General features: G+C 52.7%; 14 protein-coding genes. 3 read left to right on the forward strand and 11 right to left on the reverse strand.

Annotation, left to right across the window (positions count from 1 at the left end):
• Window positions 1-33: 33 nt before the first annotated feature.
• Window positions 34-2,742 (reverse strand): aconitate hydratase AcnA, encoded by a 2,709-nt coding sequence (gene acnA, locus ACR9FF_RS09955; protein WP_435170761.1) that lies wholly within the window; start codon window positions 2,740-2,742, stop codon window positions 34-36.
• A 260-nt stretch (window positions 2,743-3,002) separates the two neighbouring features.
• Between acnA and ACR9FF_RS09960 the strand changes: the two genes are divergently transcribed.
• The gene (locus ACR9FF_RS09960) at window positions 3,003-4,022 is read left to right on the forward strand and encodes an LLM class flavin-dependent oxidoreductase (protein WP_435170763.1); all 1,020 of its coding nucleotides are present in this window, start codon (window positions 3,003-3,005) and stop codon (window positions 4,020-4,022) included.
• 744 nt (window positions 4,023-4,766) lie between these two features.
• Here ACR9FF_RS09960 and fabV read toward each other — a convergent pair.
• Window positions 4,767-5,957: an enoyl-ACP reductase FabV gene (gene fabV, locus ACR9FF_RS09965; protein WP_435170765.1), complete on the reverse strand. Its 1,191-nt coding sequence runs from the start codon at window positions 5,955-5,957 to the stop codon at window positions 4,767-4,769.
• A gap of 197 nt (window positions 5,958-6,154) precedes the next feature.
• On the reverse strand, window positions 6,155-6,361 hold the full coding sequence (locus ACR9FF_RS09970; RefSeq protein WP_127496967.1) for an alpha/beta-type small acid-soluble spore protein: 207 nt from the start codon (window positions 6,359-6,361) through the stop codon (window positions 6,155-6,157).
• A 191-nt stretch (window positions 6,362-6,552) separates the two neighbouring features.
• On the opposite strand from ACR9FF_RS09970, the gene ACR9FF_RS09975 reads away from it, so the two are divergent.
• Complete coding sequence (locus tag ACR9FF_RS09975; RefSeq protein ID WP_127496966.1) at window positions 6,553-6,852, forward strand: phasin family protein; 300 nt, start codon at window positions 6,553-6,555, stop codon at window positions 6,850-6,852.
• Between the two features lie 14 nt (window positions 6,853-6,866).
• A complete protein-coding gene (locus tag ACR9FF_RS09980; protein ID WP_435170768.1) occupies window positions 6,867-8,534 on the forward strand; it encodes an ABC1 kinase family protein in 1,668 nt (555 codons plus the stop codon).
• A 207-nt stretch (window positions 8,535-8,741) separates the two neighbouring features.
• Here ACR9FF_RS09980 and ACR9FF_RS09985 read toward each other — a convergent pair whose 3' ends face one another.
• The 8 genes from ACR9FF_RS09985 to ACR9FF_RS10020 form a co-directional block, all read right to left on the reverse strand.
• On the reverse strand, window positions 8,742-10,586 hold the full coding sequence (locus tag ACR9FF_RS09985; RefSeq protein WP_435170770.1) for a CotH kinase family protein: 1,845 nt from the start codon (window positions 10,584-10,586) through the stop codon (window positions 8,742-8,744).
• Between the two features lie 20 nt (window positions 10,587-10,606).
• Window positions 10,607-11,314 carry a DUF4956 domain-containing protein gene (locus ACR9FF_RS09990; protein WP_317980340.1) on the reverse strand — a complete coding sequence of 236 codons (708 nt, stop codon included), beginning with the start codon at window positions 11,312-11,314 and terminating at the stop codon, window positions 10,607-10,609.
• Window positions 11,315-11,318: 4 nt separating this feature from the next.
• On the reverse strand, window positions 11,319-12,029 hold the full coding sequence (locus ACR9FF_RS09995) for a polyphosphate polymerase domain-containing protein (RefSeq protein WP_435170772.1): 711 nt from the start codon (window positions 12,027-12,029) through the stop codon (window positions 11,319-11,321).
• Between the two features lie 170 nt (window positions 12,030-12,199).
• Window positions 12,200-13,663 carry a sensor histidine kinase gene (locus ACR9FF_RS10000; protein WP_435170774.1) on the reverse strand — a complete coding sequence of 488 codons (1,464 nt, stop codon included), beginning with the start codon at window positions 13,661-13,663 and terminating at the stop codon, window positions 12,200-12,202.
• Window positions 13,660-14,337, reverse strand: a complete 678-nt coding sequence (locus ACR9FF_RS10005) for a response regulator transcription factor (protein ID WP_435170776.1) — start codon at window positions 14,335-14,337, stop codon at window positions 13,660-13,662. Before ACR9FF_RS10005 ends, ACR9FF_RS10000 begins: the two co-directional genes overlap by 4 nt.
• Before the next feature lie 128 nt (window positions 14,338-14,465).
• The gene (locus tag ACR9FF_RS10010) at window positions 14,466-15,158 is read right to left on the reverse strand and encodes a metal-dependent hydrolase (protein ID WP_435170778.1); all 693 of its coding nucleotides are present in this window, start codon (window positions 15,156-15,158) and stop codon (window positions 14,466-14,468) included.
• Between the two features lie 12 nt (window positions 15,159-15,170).
• Entirely contained in the window at window positions 15,171-16,058 is an 888-nt protein-coding gene (locus ACR9FF_RS10015) for a VOC family protein (protein WP_435170780.1), read from the reverse strand.
• Between the two features lie 317 nt (window positions 16,059-16,375).
• On the reverse strand, window positions 16,376-17,152 hold the full coding sequence (locus ACR9FF_RS10020) for a Cof-type HAD-IIB family hydrolase (protein WP_435170782.1): 777 nt from the start codon (window positions 17,150-17,152) through the stop codon (window positions 16,376-16,378).
• Window positions 17,153-17,331 lie beyond the last annotated feature (179 nt).

Below are 17,331 nucleotides of genomic sequence, written 5' to 3' on the forward strand. Positions count from 1 at the left end.
CCGAGGGCTCACCTTTTTGTTATAACGAATAAATTAGTTCTTAATCATTTGACGCAGAACCGTTTGCAGGATACCGCCGTTACGGTAGTAGTCAACGTCCACAAGGGAGTCGAGGCGTACGATAACTTTGAATTCGATTTGGGAACCGTCTTCTTTCGTAGCGATAACCGAAACCAGGTCGCCTGGTTGAACATCGTTCGACAGACCAACGATATCGAAGGTTTCGAAGCCAGTCAGACCAAGTGCCTGCCAGCCTTGGCCAGCTTGGAATTGGAGCGGAAGAACGCCCATGCCAACCAGGTTGGAACGGTGGATACGCTCGAAGCTCTCCGTAATAACGGCTTTAACGCCGAGGAGGAACGTACCTTTAGCTGCCCAGTCACGGGAGCTGCCTGTACCGTACTCTTTACCGCCGAGTACAATCAGGTTCGTTTTGTCCGCTTGGTATTTCATCGAAGCATCGTATACGGAAGTCACTTCGCCGGTAGGCTGGTAAGTCGAGAAGCCGCCTTCTGTGCCCGGAGCCATGTGGTTACGGATACGGATGTTCGCGAATGTACCGCGAACCATAACTTCGTGATGACCGCGGCGGGAGCCGTAGGAGTTGAAGTCTTTCTTCTCAACACCGTTAGCGATCAGATATTTACCGCCTGGAGCATCTGGACGGATGCTGCCTGCAGGCGAGATATGGTCAGTTGTAACCGAGTCGCCGAGAGCAAGCAAAGTTTTTGCTGCTTTGATGTCTTCAACGTCGCGGATGCCGTCAGCAAGGCTGTCGAAGAACGGCGGGTTAGCGATGTAAGTGGATTTTGGATCCCACTCGTACAGTTCGCCTTCCGGTACTGGGATAGCGTTCCAACGTTCGTTTTGCGTGTATACATTCTCGTATTTCGCACGGAACATTTCCGGGGACAGCGAAGCGCTCATCGCGTCAGCGATTTCCTGGTTCGTTGGCCAGATGTCTTTCAGGAAGACAGGCTCGCCTTGCGGATCGAAGCCGATTGGCTCGCTAGCAAAGTCGATGTTAACTGTACCAGCCAGCGCGTAAGCAACAACAAGCGGCGGCGATGCCAGGTAGTTCGCTTTGATTTGCGCGTGGATACGGCCTTCAAAGTTACGGTTACCGGACAATACGGCAGCAACAGTCATGTCGTTGTCAGCGATTGCTTGGCTTACGTCTTCAGGCAATGGACCGGAGTTACCGATACATGTTGCGCAGCCGTAACCAGCAACGTGGAAGCCAAGTGCCTCGAGGGACTCGAGCAGGCCAGCTTTTACGAGGTAGTCGGTAACAACCAGGGAACCTGGAGTCAGCGAGCTCTTCACGTATTCAGGCTTAACGAGACCGCGAGCGACAGCTTTCTTCGCCACAAGGCCCGCGCCTACCATTACGCTTGGGTTGGAAGTGTTCGTACAGGAAGTGATAGCGGCGAGTACGACTGCGCCAGCTTTCATTTCGCTTACTTTGCCGTTAGCGTGGTTAACGGTAACGACTTCTTCCGTTTTCTCGTCAGTCAGGCCGTAACCGCCTTTGTCGACTGGCTTGCGAACGATTTCGTTCCAAGCGTCCTTCATCGAAGTCAGCTCGATACGGTCTTGCGGACGTTTAGGACCGGCAAGGGAAGGAACAACCGTCGACAGGTCGAGTTCAACCACTTCCGTGAAGACAGGGTCCGGAGTAGCATCCGTACGGAACATGTCTTGTGCTTTGTAGTAAGCTTCAACCAGCTCGATTTGCTCTTCCGTGCGGCCCGTTTGGCGCAGGAAGTCGAGTGTAGTTGCGTCAACCGGGAAGAAACCGATTGTTGCGCCGTACTCAGGAGCCATGTTGGCAACCGTTGCACGGTCAGGAAGGCTGATGTTGGACAAGCCGGAACCGAAGAACTCGACGAATTTGCCGACAACGCCTTTTTTACGAAGCATTTGAGTGATAGTCAGGGCAAGGTCAGTCGCCGTAGCGCCTTCTGCCAGGCTGCCAGTCAGTTTGAAGCCGATAACTTCAGGAGTTACGAAGTACAGCGGTTGGCCAAGCATGCCAGCTTCCGCCTCGATACCGCCAACGCCCCAGCCAACGATACCAAGACCGTTAATCATAGTTGTATGGGAGTCCGTACCGACGAGGGAATCCGGGAATACGAAGGTTTCGCCGTCAACCGTTTTTGTAGCTGCAACGGATGCCAGGTACTCAAGGTTGACTTGGTGAACGATACCCGTATCCGGCGGAACCGCACGGAAGTTATCGAATGCCGTTTGTGCCCAACGGAAGAAGCGGTAGCGCTCTGCGTTCCGTTCGAACTCGATGCGTTGGTTGATTTCAAGCGCATCCGGGGAACCAAATGCGTCAACCATTACGGAGTGGTCGATTACGAGATCGACAGGTACAAGCGGGTTGATTTTTTTAGGGTCGCCGCCTGCTTTTTTAACCGTTTCGCGCATTGCAGCAAGGTCAACGACAACCGGTACGCCGGTCAAGTCCTGCAGTACGATACGGGAAGGGATGAAAGGAATTTCTTTGTCGTCGCGGTTAGCCGCCCAATCAGCGAGTTGTTTGACATGCTCTTTTGTGATAGCACGGCCGTCGAATTGACGAACAGCGCCTTCGAGCAATACTTTAATCGAAAATGGAAGTTTGGAAATGTCGCCAAGTCCTTGTTTTTCCAGACCTTGAAGGCTGTAGTAAGCATAGGATTTGCCGCCGACTTCCAAGCTCGACCGTACAGAATAATGGTCTTGATTTGCCATGTTCGGGTATTCCTCCTTGAATGATGTTGACGATTTTGTTGTTTCATTCTGTGAAACTCTATTTCAAAAATCGTTATGTCTTTATTATAGCTCGAGATGTGAGGTTCGTAAAGCAGATTCAGACAGTCATTGGCGGAAATTCACGGTTATTTGCGCAAGTTGCTGGCAGAATGGATACAGTGGTCACTTACTAATGTATAGCAGTTGCGATAGAACTTCGTTATAATGGACATGATGTCTCATGAGAAGGAGAGTTGGACATGACAACAACGAAAAAGCTTGGCAACGTCAAGCTGTCTATATTAGATCTTGCGCCGATTGTGGAAGGCTCGACGGCCTCGGACGCCCTGTGCAACAGTCTCGACCTGGCCCAGCATGCGGAAAAATGGGGCTATACCCGTTATTGGGTAGCCGAGCATCATAGCATGCCGGGAATCGCCAGCTCGGCTACTTCATTAGTAATCGGCCATATTGCGGGCGGTACATCGACCATTCGCGTCGGCTCCGGCGGCATCATGCTGCCTAACCATGCGCCGCTTGTGATCGCGGAGCAATTCGGCACGCTTGAATCGTTGTATCCCGGCCGTATTGATCTTGGCCTTGGCCGAGCTCCGGGCAGCGACCGCCAGACGATGATGGCGCTGCGCCGCGATTTGTACGGCGGGGAGAATTTCCCGGCGATGCTGGAAGAGCTTCGCGGCTTCTTCCGCGGACCGGAATCGGAGAAAGCGGTACGCGCGGTGCCGGGCGAAGGCCTGGATGTGCCGATCTGGCTGCTTGGCTCCAGCGATTTCAGCGCGAGGCTTGCAGGCGAGCTGGGCTTGCCGTTTGGCTTCGCGAGCCATTTCTCGCCGGACTTCACGCTGCCGGCGCTTGATATTTACCGCAGCAGCTTCAAGCCGTCGGCGTATCTGGATAAGCCGTATGCGATGGTTGGCGTAAACGCCATCGCGGCTGACACGGATGAGCACGCGGAATGGCTTGGCACAACGCTGGAGCAGCAGTTCCTCAATCTGATTCGCGGCGGCGTGCCAAGAAAGATTCAGCCGCCGGCCGATCTCGAAGGCTTCGCGAATCCGTATGAGCTGACGGCCGTGCGCAACCAGCTTCGTACGGCGATCAAAGGCAGCCCGCAGACGGTTGAAGCAAAGCTGAATGCGTTCATCGAGCAGACGGATGCGGATGAAGTGATCATCAACTGCGCGATTTACGATCATCAGGAGCGGTTGAAGTCTTACGAGCTGATTGCCCAGCTCGGATTAAGCGGCAGCAAGGAATAAGCGGATAGCGGTGGAGCAGCCTTCGGGCTGCTCTTTTTTCGTTTGAAGAGATTAGCTTAACGATGCGCGGTATCGTTAAAGCGGCGAGGAGGGCTGGGCTGGTGAGCTTAACGATGCGGCACATCGTTAAGAAGCGGGAGAATGCGTGAAACAGGCCCAAAATGGGCTGCAGGCGGTAGCTTAACGATGCGCGGCATCGTTAAGGCGGGCGAGGAGGGCTGGGCTGGTGAGCTTAACGATGCGCCATATCGTTAAGAAGCGGGAGAATGCGTGAAACAGGCCCAAAATGGGCTACAGGTGGTAGCTTAACGATGCGCGGTATCGTTAAGGCGGGCGAAAAGGGCGATGCTGGTGAGCTTGCCGATGTGGCACATCGTTAAGGAGTCGGAGAATGCGTAAAACAGGCCCAAAATGGGCTACAGGCAGTAGCTTAACGATGCGCGGCATCGTTAAGGCGGACGAAAAGGGCGATGCTGGTGAGCTTGCCGATGTGGCACATCGTTAAGGAGCGGGAGAATGCGTGAAACTGGCCCAAAATGGGCTACAGGTGGTAGCTTAACGATGTGCGACATCGTTAAGGCAGACGAATAGGGCGAGGAGGGTGAGCTTAATGATGCGCCAAATCGTTAAGATGCGGGAAGTGGGAAGGGGCAGATATGTGTCGGTGGAGATGGATGAATGAAGTACAATCTACCCAACAAAAAAACCGTAGCAGGCTGGCCTGCTACGGTTTTCTCTTATCGTCTAGCGGAGGTTTGGAATATCAACTTCCGGATTTGTGTCTGCTTCGTAGTCGATACCGTCGGTTTCGAAGCCGAACAGCTGGAAGAACTCGCGGCGGTAGCCTTCAAGATCGGACAGCTCGTAAACATTTTCCGTGGTAATCTCGCTCCACAGCTTATCTACCGCAGCTTGGACGTCTTCGCGCATTTCCCAGTCATCCATGCGGATGAGGCCTTTTTCGTCAACCGGCGTAGGGCCGTCTACATACAGGCGGGTAGCGAACATGCGGTACATTTGCTCGATGCAGCCCTCATGAATACCTTTTTCCTTCATTACTTTGAAGAGCGCCGAGATGTACAGCGGCACGACCGGAATCGCGGAGCTGGACTGCGTAACCAGCGCTTTGGCAACCGCAACATAAGCGCGTCCGCCAGTGGAGGACAATTGCTCGGTGAGGTTGTGCGCCGTAGCCTCCAGATCGTTTTTCGCGCGGCCGATGGTGCCGTCACGGTAAACCGCATGCGTAATTTCCGGACCGATGTACGAGTAAGCAATCGTAGTAGCGCCTTCTGCAAGCACGCCGGCTGCTTGGAGCTCGTCGATCCACATTTGCCAGTCTTCGCCGCCCATGACGGTAATCGTCTGGCTGATTTCTTCTTCCGTAGCCGGTTCAATCGTAGCAACGGACACAACGCCGTTATGGAAGTTAACGGTTTTGTTCGAATAGGATTGACCGATCGGCTTGATCACCGAATTGAACACTTCGCCTGTCTTCGGATGAACGCGGCGAGGTGCGGCAACGCTGTAGACGACGAGATCAACCGAGCCAAGCTCCGTGCGGATCAGATCGATCGTTCTAGCTTTGGTCTCGTCGGAGAATGCGTCGCCGGTGAGGCTGAACGATTTCAGGCCGGATTCCGCAGCAGCCTTCTCGAAGGCAGCGGAGTTGTACCAGCCCGGCTTCGCCGTACGGTTGCCTTCCGCGCCTTTGCTCGTAAATACGCCAACGGTATTCGCGCCAGCGCCAAATGCCGCAACGATGCGGGAAGCAAGGCCGTAACCCGTAGATGCGCCGATAACAAGCACATTACGCGGACCTTTCAATTTCGGTTGGGACTGTACGTATTCCACTTGGCGGTTCACTTGCTCCGCGCATCCAACCGGATGGGCGGTTGTGCAGATAAAGCCGCGTGATTTCGGTTTAATGATCATATGGTAAAATCCTTTCTTCATTAAAATCATAATTATAGGTTCAGTCCACAATAAGACAAGCCATTTCTCATTTTACCGATTTTTAGCTCTAAAGGGAAGTTCACGCACAAAGGAAATCATAAAAAAACAGGGCTAAGCCCATTGAAACAGCGATTGCTGCAGGGTTAGCCCTTGTCGTGTAAGTGAGTGCCGCTTGCTTAATACCGGCCGGATATTTGCTGCTCCGCCATCTGGATCAGGCGTTTGGTAATCGTTCCGCCGATAGAGCCCATATCGCGAGTCGTCATATGGCCGTAGTAGCCGTCAGCGGGAAGCTCTATGCCAAGCTCTTGCGCGATTTCGAACTTAAGCTGTTCAAGCGCGGCGCGGGCATTCGGAACTAATAATGATTTGCGGTTAGCCATGGAAAGTGCCTCCTAAAAAATAGTCGAATTAGACGACCATTTATTACCGTTATTATGCGATACAGGGATAAGAATTATCCGTAAATTCACCCTTTTTTTACCTTAGTGCCGGTTAAAACAAGCGCAATGACTGTAATCCGGCCAAGTTGCATAAACTGGATATATTCCATACTGTAGGAGATGTGATACAGATGAAGGATTTGTTCGGAAGAGCCGTATCGTTTGGACTTGGATTTGCGGTGACAAGCAAGGAGCAAGTAGAGAAGCTGGCGGAGGAATGGGTGCGAAAAGGCGAAATTACCAAAGCGGAATCGTCCGTCTATGTCGATGAGCTGCTCAAGAAAGGCGAAGAAACACGCAATAAAATTGAAGAAATGATTCGCGAACGCGTACAATCCATCATTGGCGAGAAATACGTAACCAGAGAGCAATACGAGCAGCTGGAGCAGCGTGTGGCGGCGCTTGAGCATAAAGAAACCCCTGTGGACTGATCTGAGGCGGATGTATGAGCGTAAGATCGAAATTCCGTCATTTGCAGCGTTATCGGGAGATCGCTGTCGCTTTTGTCCGCAACGGCTTTGGGTATATTGCCAAGGATTTGGGACTGCCGGATACGGGACTGGCGCTGCGTGGCGGTGAAAGGCAGGGCATTCGCAAACGGGGAGTCGGAGAGCGGCTTCGCATGTTTCTGGAGGAGCTTGGTCCAACCTTCGTCAAGCTGGGTCAAATGGCGAGCATACGGCCTGACCTGATTCCTGCCGGCATTATTGCGGAGCTGGAGCAGCTGCAGGATCATGTTCAGCCTTTTTCGTATTTGGAAGCCGTACATATTATTGAAGACGAGCTGGGTTCGCCGATTGAGCAATTATTTGCAGAGTTTAGCGAAGAGCCGCTGGCTTCCGCGTCAATCGGGCAGGTATACCGGGCCAAGCTGATAGACGGCACGGTGGTAGCGGTAAAAGTACAGCGCCCATCTATACAAAAGGTCATCGAGACGGATCTCGATATCTTGTCGGAGCTGGCGCGGGTTGCGGAGCATCGTCTCGAATGGGCGCGCAGCTACCGGCTACGCGACATGATCGACGAAATTGCCAGAGCGCTTCGCGCCGAGCTTGATTACGGACTGGAGGCACGCAATGCGGAACGGTTCGCCGCCCAGAGCAGCAGGTTTGACGGCATCATCATTCCGGCGGTGTACTGGGAGTATACGAGCAAGCTTGTTCTGACGATGGATTACGTGGAAGGGATCAAGCTGTCGGACCGCGAGCATCTCGAGCAGGGTGGCTATGATCATAAAAAGCTAGCGGAGCGGTATTCCAAAGCGATCTTTCAACAGGTGCTGGTGGATGGCTTTTTCCATGGGGATCCGCATCCGGGCAATGTGCTGGCTCTGCCTGACGGGAACCTGGCTTTTTTAGATTTCGGGATGGTCGGAAGGCTTACGTCTGACATGAAGCAGCATTTCGCCACCTTCGTAATCGGCCTGCGCAATCAAAGCACAAGTACAATTATCCGGGCGATTAACGGGATGGGCTTTATCCCCGATGCTACGGACAGGAAGGCGCTCCGGGCTGACGTGGACGAAATGAGGGACAAATATTACAAGGTTCCCCTTAGCCAGGTAAAGATCGGGGAGTCGGTCAATGAGCTGTTCGCGCTTGCTTTCCGCCATGGGATTCGAATTCCGTCCGAGCTTACCTTGCTGGGAAAAACGTTCCTCACCCTGGAAGGCGTAGTGACGGCGCTTGACCCGGACTTCAGCGTGTTTGACGTCGCCGAGCCGTTTGGCCGAAAGCTGGTGATCGAGAAGCTGGACCCGCGTCGGCTCGCGCGCAAATGGGTGGATGACATCCCGGATTATCTGGAGCTGCTCTCGGATGTTCCGCTCAGTTTGAGGAGCGTGCTCAATATGATGCGAAGGGGAAGGCTAGGGCTGGATCTTGCTATTCCCGAATTAAATGCCGTGCTGAAAAAGCTGGATCAGATCAGCAACCGGTTAAGCCTCAGCATTGTGCTGCTATCGTTCAGCATTATTATGGTTGGCCTTATTATAGGCTCGTCAATGGGGCATCAGAGCACGCTGCTGTGGAATATACCGGCGATTGAGATCGGGTTCGGGATTGCTTCTATTCTGTTTGTGTGGTTGATTGTGGCAATCATTCGGAGTCGGTAATGGAAAACGGAATTACGGAAATGTATCTCCTTCCGGCCGCTGTTGCCAGTACTTTACTTTAACAATTTTTCAAGGTGGTAAAGTACATGGCAAAGGCGAACGTTTCACTCCTCCAGGAGATACATTACCTTCATTCCTCTTCCATTTTTATAGGGGAACAGGCAAAGGAGCAGGGGGATTCCCTGCTCCTTTACTTTTGAGAAAAGATTATAATCTTCTGCGGTTGAAGTATTTGATGAACAGACACGAGAGGAGCAAGACAAGGATTGCGATACCGGCCGTAATGGCTTCTTTAGAGTTATCCTGCTTAGGCTGGTTGCCCATGCCCATGCCCATTCCGGGGAAACCTCCGCCGCCCATGCCGCCTTGGAAGCCATCCGGTGGCTGGCCCATACCTCCGCCCTGGAAATCTCCCGGCGGGGCTCCCATATCGCCGCCAGGGAATCCCATGCCGTCGCCGCCTTGGAACCCGTCCGGCGGCACGCCCATATCGCCGCCTTGCTGCTGGCCGCCGTTGCCAGCGCCGGTACCGGCTTGGCCTTGCTGCGCATCGGCGCCATTCGCGCCTTGCGCGGCAGCCGGTACCGCGCCTTGCTTGCTGTCCGCAGCGCCATTGGTGCTCTGCTGTGCAGCGGCACCCTGCTGCGCCGCATTACCGCCCACGCCTTGGGCTGCAGCGGCACCTTGCTGCCTTACGCCTGCGTCAGCGGCATTTTGCTGGCGGTTGCCGCCGCCGCGCATGCCACCACCAAAGCCCCCACCGCTGCCGGAGCCGTCGCCCGAAGAGGGGATCGTGCCGTCGAGCTGCTGCGAGATATTGCTGATCGTGCTCGCATTGGTCGAGACTAGAGATTTGACTCCCGACTCATACTCCTCGTACGTGTAGAACGAGGAAGGGTCCGCTTTGACATACGAGGCGATCATCGTGTTAAGCTCATTTACTCTTGCCTGGAATTGCGAGTCCGACAAATAACCATCAACGATCTTTTGGAGCATCTCATGGTACTTCTCTTTGTATTCATCCACGGCAAGCAGCTTTGCGACCAGCGGACGGTCCGCAAGCGCGCTTTGCGTCGGCTCGTCGATTAAGAGACTGCTCGAACCTCCGCCGCCCATCATTCCCATGCCGCCAAAGGCCATATTGTAATCCCACGGCAGGATGGAGAAGACGCCGTCATCCTCATACAGATAATAATTCTGCTTGTTGCCTCCAATGTAGCTGTCCATATTATTGGTAGCTGCGTTTAGGGCGATATACCCCAAGGCATCATCGACATTGATATATTTCTCCAAATCGGTACCGTTGTTCAGCTCGTTCAACATATCGATCAGAATGTCGTTATTGGAGGATTTGGATTTTTGCGTAAGACCCGGGTAAGAATCAAGCTTGTCGTCGATCCAGAGAAGATCGCTGCCCGTCGACATAACTCCTTTATACAATGCGCCATACGCATTGCCGAAGTTGCGGTTCAGATATTCATCTCCGACTTGTTCGACCGCTAAGTAGAAGCCCCACAGTTTATCGTTCACATATACGTTAACGAACGAGAACTTTGGTGTCGGCAGCCCCATCTGGTCGGCCAGCTCATACGTCAGAAATTCCCTCATATAGGAAGCATCGCTGTAATTATTGTTCAGGTTGATTTTGCTGATGCCGCCAAGCGTCTGGTTCACGTATTCGTCAAAAGAGATCTTGAAGCTGTACCGGTCGGAATCATCCATCCGCACGACGCTTGCAAGGCTTAAGTTACCCTTGGCGCGGATGCCGACATTGTCGAAATGCTCTCCGTTATAATCCACGGAAGCCGCGTGGTATTCCTCGGCGCTGGCATTATCAATAATGTTCTGGAACTGATCTTCATCGATCGTAATTTTCACGTCGACGACTTTGTCCTTCGGAAATACGGTTTCGTCTAAAAACTGCTCCTCCTTGGAGGCGGGTTTGTTCTCAGCGCTTTCTCCCTCATTGTTCGCTGCCGGCTTGGAGCCGCATCCTGTTAATCCGATGATCAGAATGATGGAGAAGAGCGTCAGCATAAACTTCGCTTTCATCTTAAGCACCATCCCGTCTTTTACGATACGTAATCCCCGCTGTAGCTGATCAGAACGGCATTGCGAACGCCGGCAATCTGCGACAGCTCGTTTACAAAACGTCCTTCCTGATCGTTCAGACGGACTTCCAGCGTAATTTCGATATTTCCTGCGGATACGGTTTTTTGCTTCACGTTATAGCGTTTAACCAGCTTGCCGACTTGTTGCTGAACGGCTTTTTCGCTCTCGTCATTTGCGCATTGAACAACCAGAAGGTACGGATTTTCCACCTTGCCGCCTTTTACGAACAGGAAGAGGACAAGCCCGATAACAACAGAGCCAACAACGGCAAGAGTGAAGAAGCCTGCGCCGGTTACGATACCGGCAGCTGCCGCCCAGAACAGGAAGATCAGGTCGGTCGGGTCTTTGATTGGCGTACGGAAACGAACGATCGAGAGCGCGCCGACCATACCGAGGGACAGGACGAGGTTCGAGTTGACCGCCAGAATAACGACGGACGTAATGATGGTCATCCCGATCAGGGAGACGTTAAAGCTCTTGGAGTATAACACCCCGCTGAAGATTCTTTTGTAAAGCGTGTAAATAAACAGACCGATTAAGAAAGAGATAGCGAGCGTGATCAGCATTTTCGAAATATCGATGCTTGAATTGAAGTTGTCGAGGACCGAGCTTTTGAAAAGGTCGGAAAACGTGTTGGTCGTATCGGTTGCGTTAGTTGTTGTATCCATTGGTTTAATAATCCTCCCACGAGTTATATTTCAGAAATTTACGGCAGATGACGTACTTGGACGCCGATTGCCGGTTCAGGCCTTCAAGCTGCAGCGCAGTCTGAATGTAGCCCGGGATGTACTCATCGAATTTCACTTCCAGGATGATGAGATCTTCATCGATCGCTTTAACGGGCGCCAGCTCGGGATCAAAAATATCGACCGCATGCAGCCCGGTCCGCAGGTCCTTGTCGAACGTAATCCGTACGTTGCCGTTATGGCAGACATAAGGCTCGCGCACATAATCGACGATTACCTTCGGACGAAGCAGATTGTCGTGCATTTCATTGTAGATCTCCTTAAACAGCGGCTTGTCCGGCACGTTCAGAACCTCGTAATCGCCAGCCATAATGCGGTTGTACATCTCTCTGGTAAGCGGCTCCTTCAACTTGGCGATGTAGTCCATCCGTTTAAGCTTTTTTTCGAAATGAATGACTTTGTCCTGGCCGTTGTAGATGCGGATCCGGTACTTTTTCCTGTCCCGGAAGCCGCCCAGCTTGTCGTTTAAGGCGGTATTGCTAAAATCGTCGAAATACAAGCTTCGGATATGGTATTCACCGGTTGAACCCGCATGCTCGTCGGGCTGCATCAGATGACTTAACCGTTGGCGAATCGTGAAATATTGCAGATGGTTGATGAAAAATTTCAGCTCATTCCTGAATTTGATTTTGCTCATTATTACACCTCATTTCACTGTCATGTTTGCTTTCGTTTACATTCTCTTAACAAAACTAATTGTATAGGCTGAGTCTGATGCTAATCTTAACGCTGGCTGAAAGAATGCTGAATGTCTTCATGCGCGCGGCAAAAAGGCCATCCCGCCATTTGGTATGACGGAATAGCCTTTTAAGGATGAAGCGGCAGTCTGATTCGGAACGTGCTGCCCGAGCCTTCTATACTGTCCACTTGTATGGTGCCGTGATGCTTGGCGACAAGGGACTGGGTAATGGCAAGGCCAAGACCCGTACCGCCGCTTTTGCGCGTTCGCGAGGATTCGCTTCTGTAGAATCGTTCGAATAGATGGGGCAGATGCTCTGCCGCTATACCGGAGCCATTATCGGACACGGCAATAACCGCTTCATCCGCTTCCGTATATAGCTTAAGGGACAAGCTGCCGGTATCCGGATCGGTATGCTGAACGGCATTCAGGAACAGATTCAGCACCGCTTGCTTAAGCTGATCGGGATGCCCGGAAACCTGAATGCCCGAATTGATGCGCAGGCTAACGCTGCGAGTGCCGCCTAGCAGGAGAAGCTGGGGCTCCATTTCCTGCAGAAGCTTGTCCAGCCGGATCACGATCCGTTCGGGCGAAGGGGCCTGATCAAGCTTGGCAAGCAGGAGCAAATCCTCGACCAGCTTGTTGATCCGTTTGGATTCCAGCTGCATGCTGGTTAAGGCGGAACGAAGCTGATCCGGGTTGGAAGCGGCCCCGCGCAGCAAAACTTCGATAAAGCCATGAATAGACGTAAGCGGTGTGCGCAGCTCATGCGACGCGTCCGCGATAAACCGTCTCATTCGTTCCGTTGTCTGCCGTTCGGCTTCAAAGGAAAGGTCCAGACGCTCCAGCATCCCGTTAAAGGCGACGGCAAGCTGGTCGATTTCCTGCTGCCCTTGATTAACGGGCAGTCTTTCGTTCAGATTAGCGGCATCCGTCTGGCCGACCTTTTGCACGACGCTCGACAACGGGCCAAGCGTGCGGCGCAGCAGGGGAATATAGAGCCATAAGCCGGCAGCCAGCGCAAGCACGGACAATCCGATAAAGATCGCAAGCTGAGTCATCAGTATTTGCTTCAGGGAAGCGGTATCCGTTCCGGCCTGGATGATGCCGTCGGGATGTCCGGGAGGCCCCGTGACATGAAAGACGACCAGCTGCTGCGTGCCTTTTTTGTCCGTCAAGATCCGGTAAGCGCCACGCTGATTAGGCTGTTTAAGCAGCTCTTTATATTGCCCGGCCGATAATTGAGGAGCGTTAAGCTCCTCATCGCGCGACAGATCGGTAAATTCGCCTTCAAGATTAATGGAAGCCAGGGACAAGCCCGGCTGATAATAAAACGGGGCCGGGATCGGCAGCTGCATGGGCGGCAAGCTGCCGGGGAGACTGCCGCCGCCGAACGGCTTGCCTCCAAACCAATCATGGGGAAGCGAGATTAGTTGGGCTTCCAGCGCTTCGGCTTTATTTTTATATTGAAAATCCTTCATCAACACATACTGCAAAATTCCGATCATAAGCAGCAGAGCCGCCATGACGAACAGAGAGCGCTGAAGAAGCTGAAATCGGAGGGAACGGGGGGCTAAGAGCGAGCGTCTCATGACAGATCCATCCTGTAACCGACGCCCCGCAGCGTACGGATAAGCCGGTGCTCCTTGTCGCCAAGCTTGTCCCGCAGGGAGCGGATGTACACCTCGACGATATTGTCTTCCCCGCCAAATCGGTAGCCCCATACGCTGTCCAATATTTGCGCTTTGCTGAGAACAATGCCGTTGTTCAGCACCATAAATTTCAACAGCTCATATTCGGTGGGAGAGAGCTCCAGGGTCTGATCCTGGTAGATCAGTTCCTTCTTGAGGTCGTTAACGCGGAAGGGGCCGTAAGTCGCCTCGCCCAGCAGGCTAGGGAACTGGTTGCGGAGCCGGGCTTTGATCCGGGCGAGCAGCTCTTCGAAGCTGAAGGGCTTCACGACATAATCATCCGCGCCAAGCGTTAAGCCCTTCACCCGGTCTAAGATCTCATCCTTCGCGGTAAGCATAATGACCGCAACGTTCGCTCCGGTGTCTTTGACCGCTTGACAAACTTCAAACCCGTTCATCTCCGGCATCATGACATCGAGAATAAGGACATGGGGCTGAAACTCCTTGGCCAGCTGCAAGGCGGCTGCTCCGTCCTCGGCGGTACGGATGTCAAACCCTTCGTTCAGAAGACCCAGCTCAAGAAATTGTATAATATGCGGCTCATCGTCAGCCAGCAATAATCGGATTCCGTTCATAAATGCGTTGCTCCCCGTTATCATGTTCAAAATTTGTTGTCTACTTATTATCGTCGTTTTTAGCAGGGATTTCATTAACCGCAAATAAAAAAAAGCTGCCGACCCTATAAGGGAAGGCAGCTTGCGCGTTAGATGGACAGCTTCTGGCCGGGCTCGAGGAGCTGGCCTTTTAAGCCTTTTGCTTCCAAAGCCTGAACGAAGGCTTCCGCATCCTGGCGGATAACCGGGAAGGAATTGTAGTGAACCGGGATTGTCACCTTGGCGCCGAACCATTCGGCCGCTTGGAGAGCATCCTCGGGGCCCATCGTGAAGTGGTCGCCGATCGGGATGAGAGCAACGTCAATGTTATGACGGTCTCCGATCATTTTCATATCGCCATACAGAGCAGTGTCGCCGGCATGGAGAATCGTCTTGCCGTCCACCGTAATAATGTAGCCGCCCGGCATGCCTCCGTAAATAATGCGCTGCTCTTCCGCGATGGTAATGCCCGAGCTGTGGAACGCTTGAATCATTTTCGCTTTGGCAAAGCCAAGATCAACGGTCCCGCCAATGTTCATGCCAATCGTCTCAACGCCTTTCCAGGACATGTAGGTAGCAAGCTCGACGTTCGCGACAACCGGAGCATTGTTCGCCCGGGAGATAGGCTCGGCATCAAGGATATGATCGATATGGGCATGCGTGAGAAGGACCGAGTTGACCTTGATGTCTTCGGGCTTCGTTACAGCCAGTTCGTTCCCTCTCAGGAAAGGATCGATTACAAGCGAGTTATCGCCGGAAGTAATCTGGACACAGGAATGTCCGTGAAAAATAATATCAGTCATTGTAGCAGCTCCTTAACGGTTGTTTTGTTGGACAAGTCTCGTGGTAAGTTTAATGCGTACGCTGGACGGATCGGTGACGAAAGCGGCGCCGTCCTGCTGTTCAACGGAAATGCCTGCGGCAAGAAGCCGTTCAAGGGCCGATGAGAGTTCGCCGGAATCCGGATAGACGATCGTAAAATAGTCTAGCCCGGTTGATCGGGAGGAGGGAGCGGGAGCTCCGATGCCAGCCCATACATTAAGTCCGATATGGTGATGGTAGCCTCCGGCCGATACGAATAATGCCCGCATCTGGGTATAATCGCCGACAATATCGAAGCCTAGCAGACCGTTGTAGAACGTTCTTGAATCCGGAATGCCCACCGTATGAAGATGAACGTGGCCCATGATGGTTTCAGGCGGCAGACCTTTCGTTATATCTTCTTCGCCGGCTTCCTGCAATAGACCTTCCCAGTCGATCGGATCGGTTGCCATTACGTAATCGCCGTTAACGTCGCGCTTCCATTCGGATCTTGGACGATCGGCATAAATCTCGATTCCGTTATGGTCGGGATCGGATAAGTATAACGCTTCGCTGACCAAGTGATCGGCCTGGCCAAGCGGGATGCGGTGAGCGATCAGCCGCTTAAGAACGATGCCAAGCTCCTTGCGGCTGGGAAGCAGCAGGGCATAGTGGTACAGCCCGGTTGTTCCTCTGCGCTCTGGCGCTACAATAGCGTCCGGTATTTGCTCAAGCAGAATGAGAGCTGTCTTGCCATCAGCGGCTAATGCGGCAGTCGTGCTCGTCTGCTCCAGAATCCGGAGGCCGATAACCTCGGTGTAGAAGCTGAGAGATTGCGCGAGATTGCTGATCTTGAGCTTTACAGCGCCAAGAACGGTATCTGGATGGATGCTTGCGGACATGATGTAGCCCTCCTTCGCTTAGTTACTTTTTGTAAATTAATATAAATAATATATTTAGTGTTGTCAAGTTATGGGATTGTGAAAACCGGGGAAAAGGCGTGGAGTAAGGTTGCGGAAATCGCTTATGTACTTGTGTTAGTGTGGAATAAAAATGCGAATAAGATACGCTGTTGTACCCGGATGGAGGCAGATAACGAAATAAGAGGAAATTATCGTGTTGCAGCGGGGGGATTAGCGGGAGTTTATAATCGGAGGTTCTGCCAACCTACGGCGCCAATAATAAAAGCCCGCGCAATGGCGGGCTTGGCTGAACCTATTTATTTGATAAGACCGGCATGCACGAGACCGTTGCGGATGCCGCTGTCGCTTACATGCGTCGTAATGTAATTCGCGAACGGCTTCAGCTCTTCATGGGAGTTGCCCATCGCAATGCCAAGGCCAACAACCTCGAGCATTTCTTTGTCGTTCAGACCGTCGCCGAACGCAACGGCTTCTTCCGGAGCGATGTTGAGCAGCTTGAGCAACGCTTTAATCCCTTGCGCCTTGGAGCCGTCAACGGTAAGCACGTCCATCGCGGTGTCATGCCAGCGGATAAAGCGAAGTCCAGGATTAGCCTCACCGTACAGATGCTCTTCGCCCTCGGTACAATGCAAGAAGATCTGATAAACATCTTCCTTCTGCCAGAAGTCCGGATCAAAGCCCGGCTGCGCAACGCGCAGCGATGCTACGGAATTAAACACATGCGGGTGGGATTCCGTATTGCGGTAGAACGAATCATGTCCTTCGAACACGAGAGTATGATTGTGGGCGGAAGCATGGCTGACCAGGGTTTCCACGTCTTCGCGCGGAATAGGGCGACGGTAGATGGCTTCTCCTTTGTATACGACGTACGCGCCATTCAGGCTGACATAAGAATCGATACCAAGCTGCTCGGCAATCGGAGCGAAAAAGTAGGGTGCTCTGCCCGTTGCGATAACAGCAGGAACCCCGCTGGCCTGCAGGTCGCGAATCGCGTCGATCGTATCCTGCGGGATTTGTTTTTCTTCATCCAATAATGTGCCGTCGATGTCAAAGAAAGCAATTTTGTATGGCATAAGCTTACCTCTCCTATCCCTATTTGCGGTTTCATCTATATATTGACGTACTATAACACCGATTTCCGTGATTAGGCAAGCTTTAAAGGCTGGAAAGCGGCGCAGAAGAGTGCGAACATTTTGAATGAATCGGTGTAAAGAAGTAGGAGTTGGACGCATTATGCGATATAATCAGATGG

The organism is Paenibacillus glycanilyticus (assembly GCF_051200795.1).
Classification (GTDB): Bacteria; Bacillota; Bacilli; order Paenibacillales; family Paenibacillaceae; genus Pristimantibacillus; species Pristimantibacillus glycanilyticus.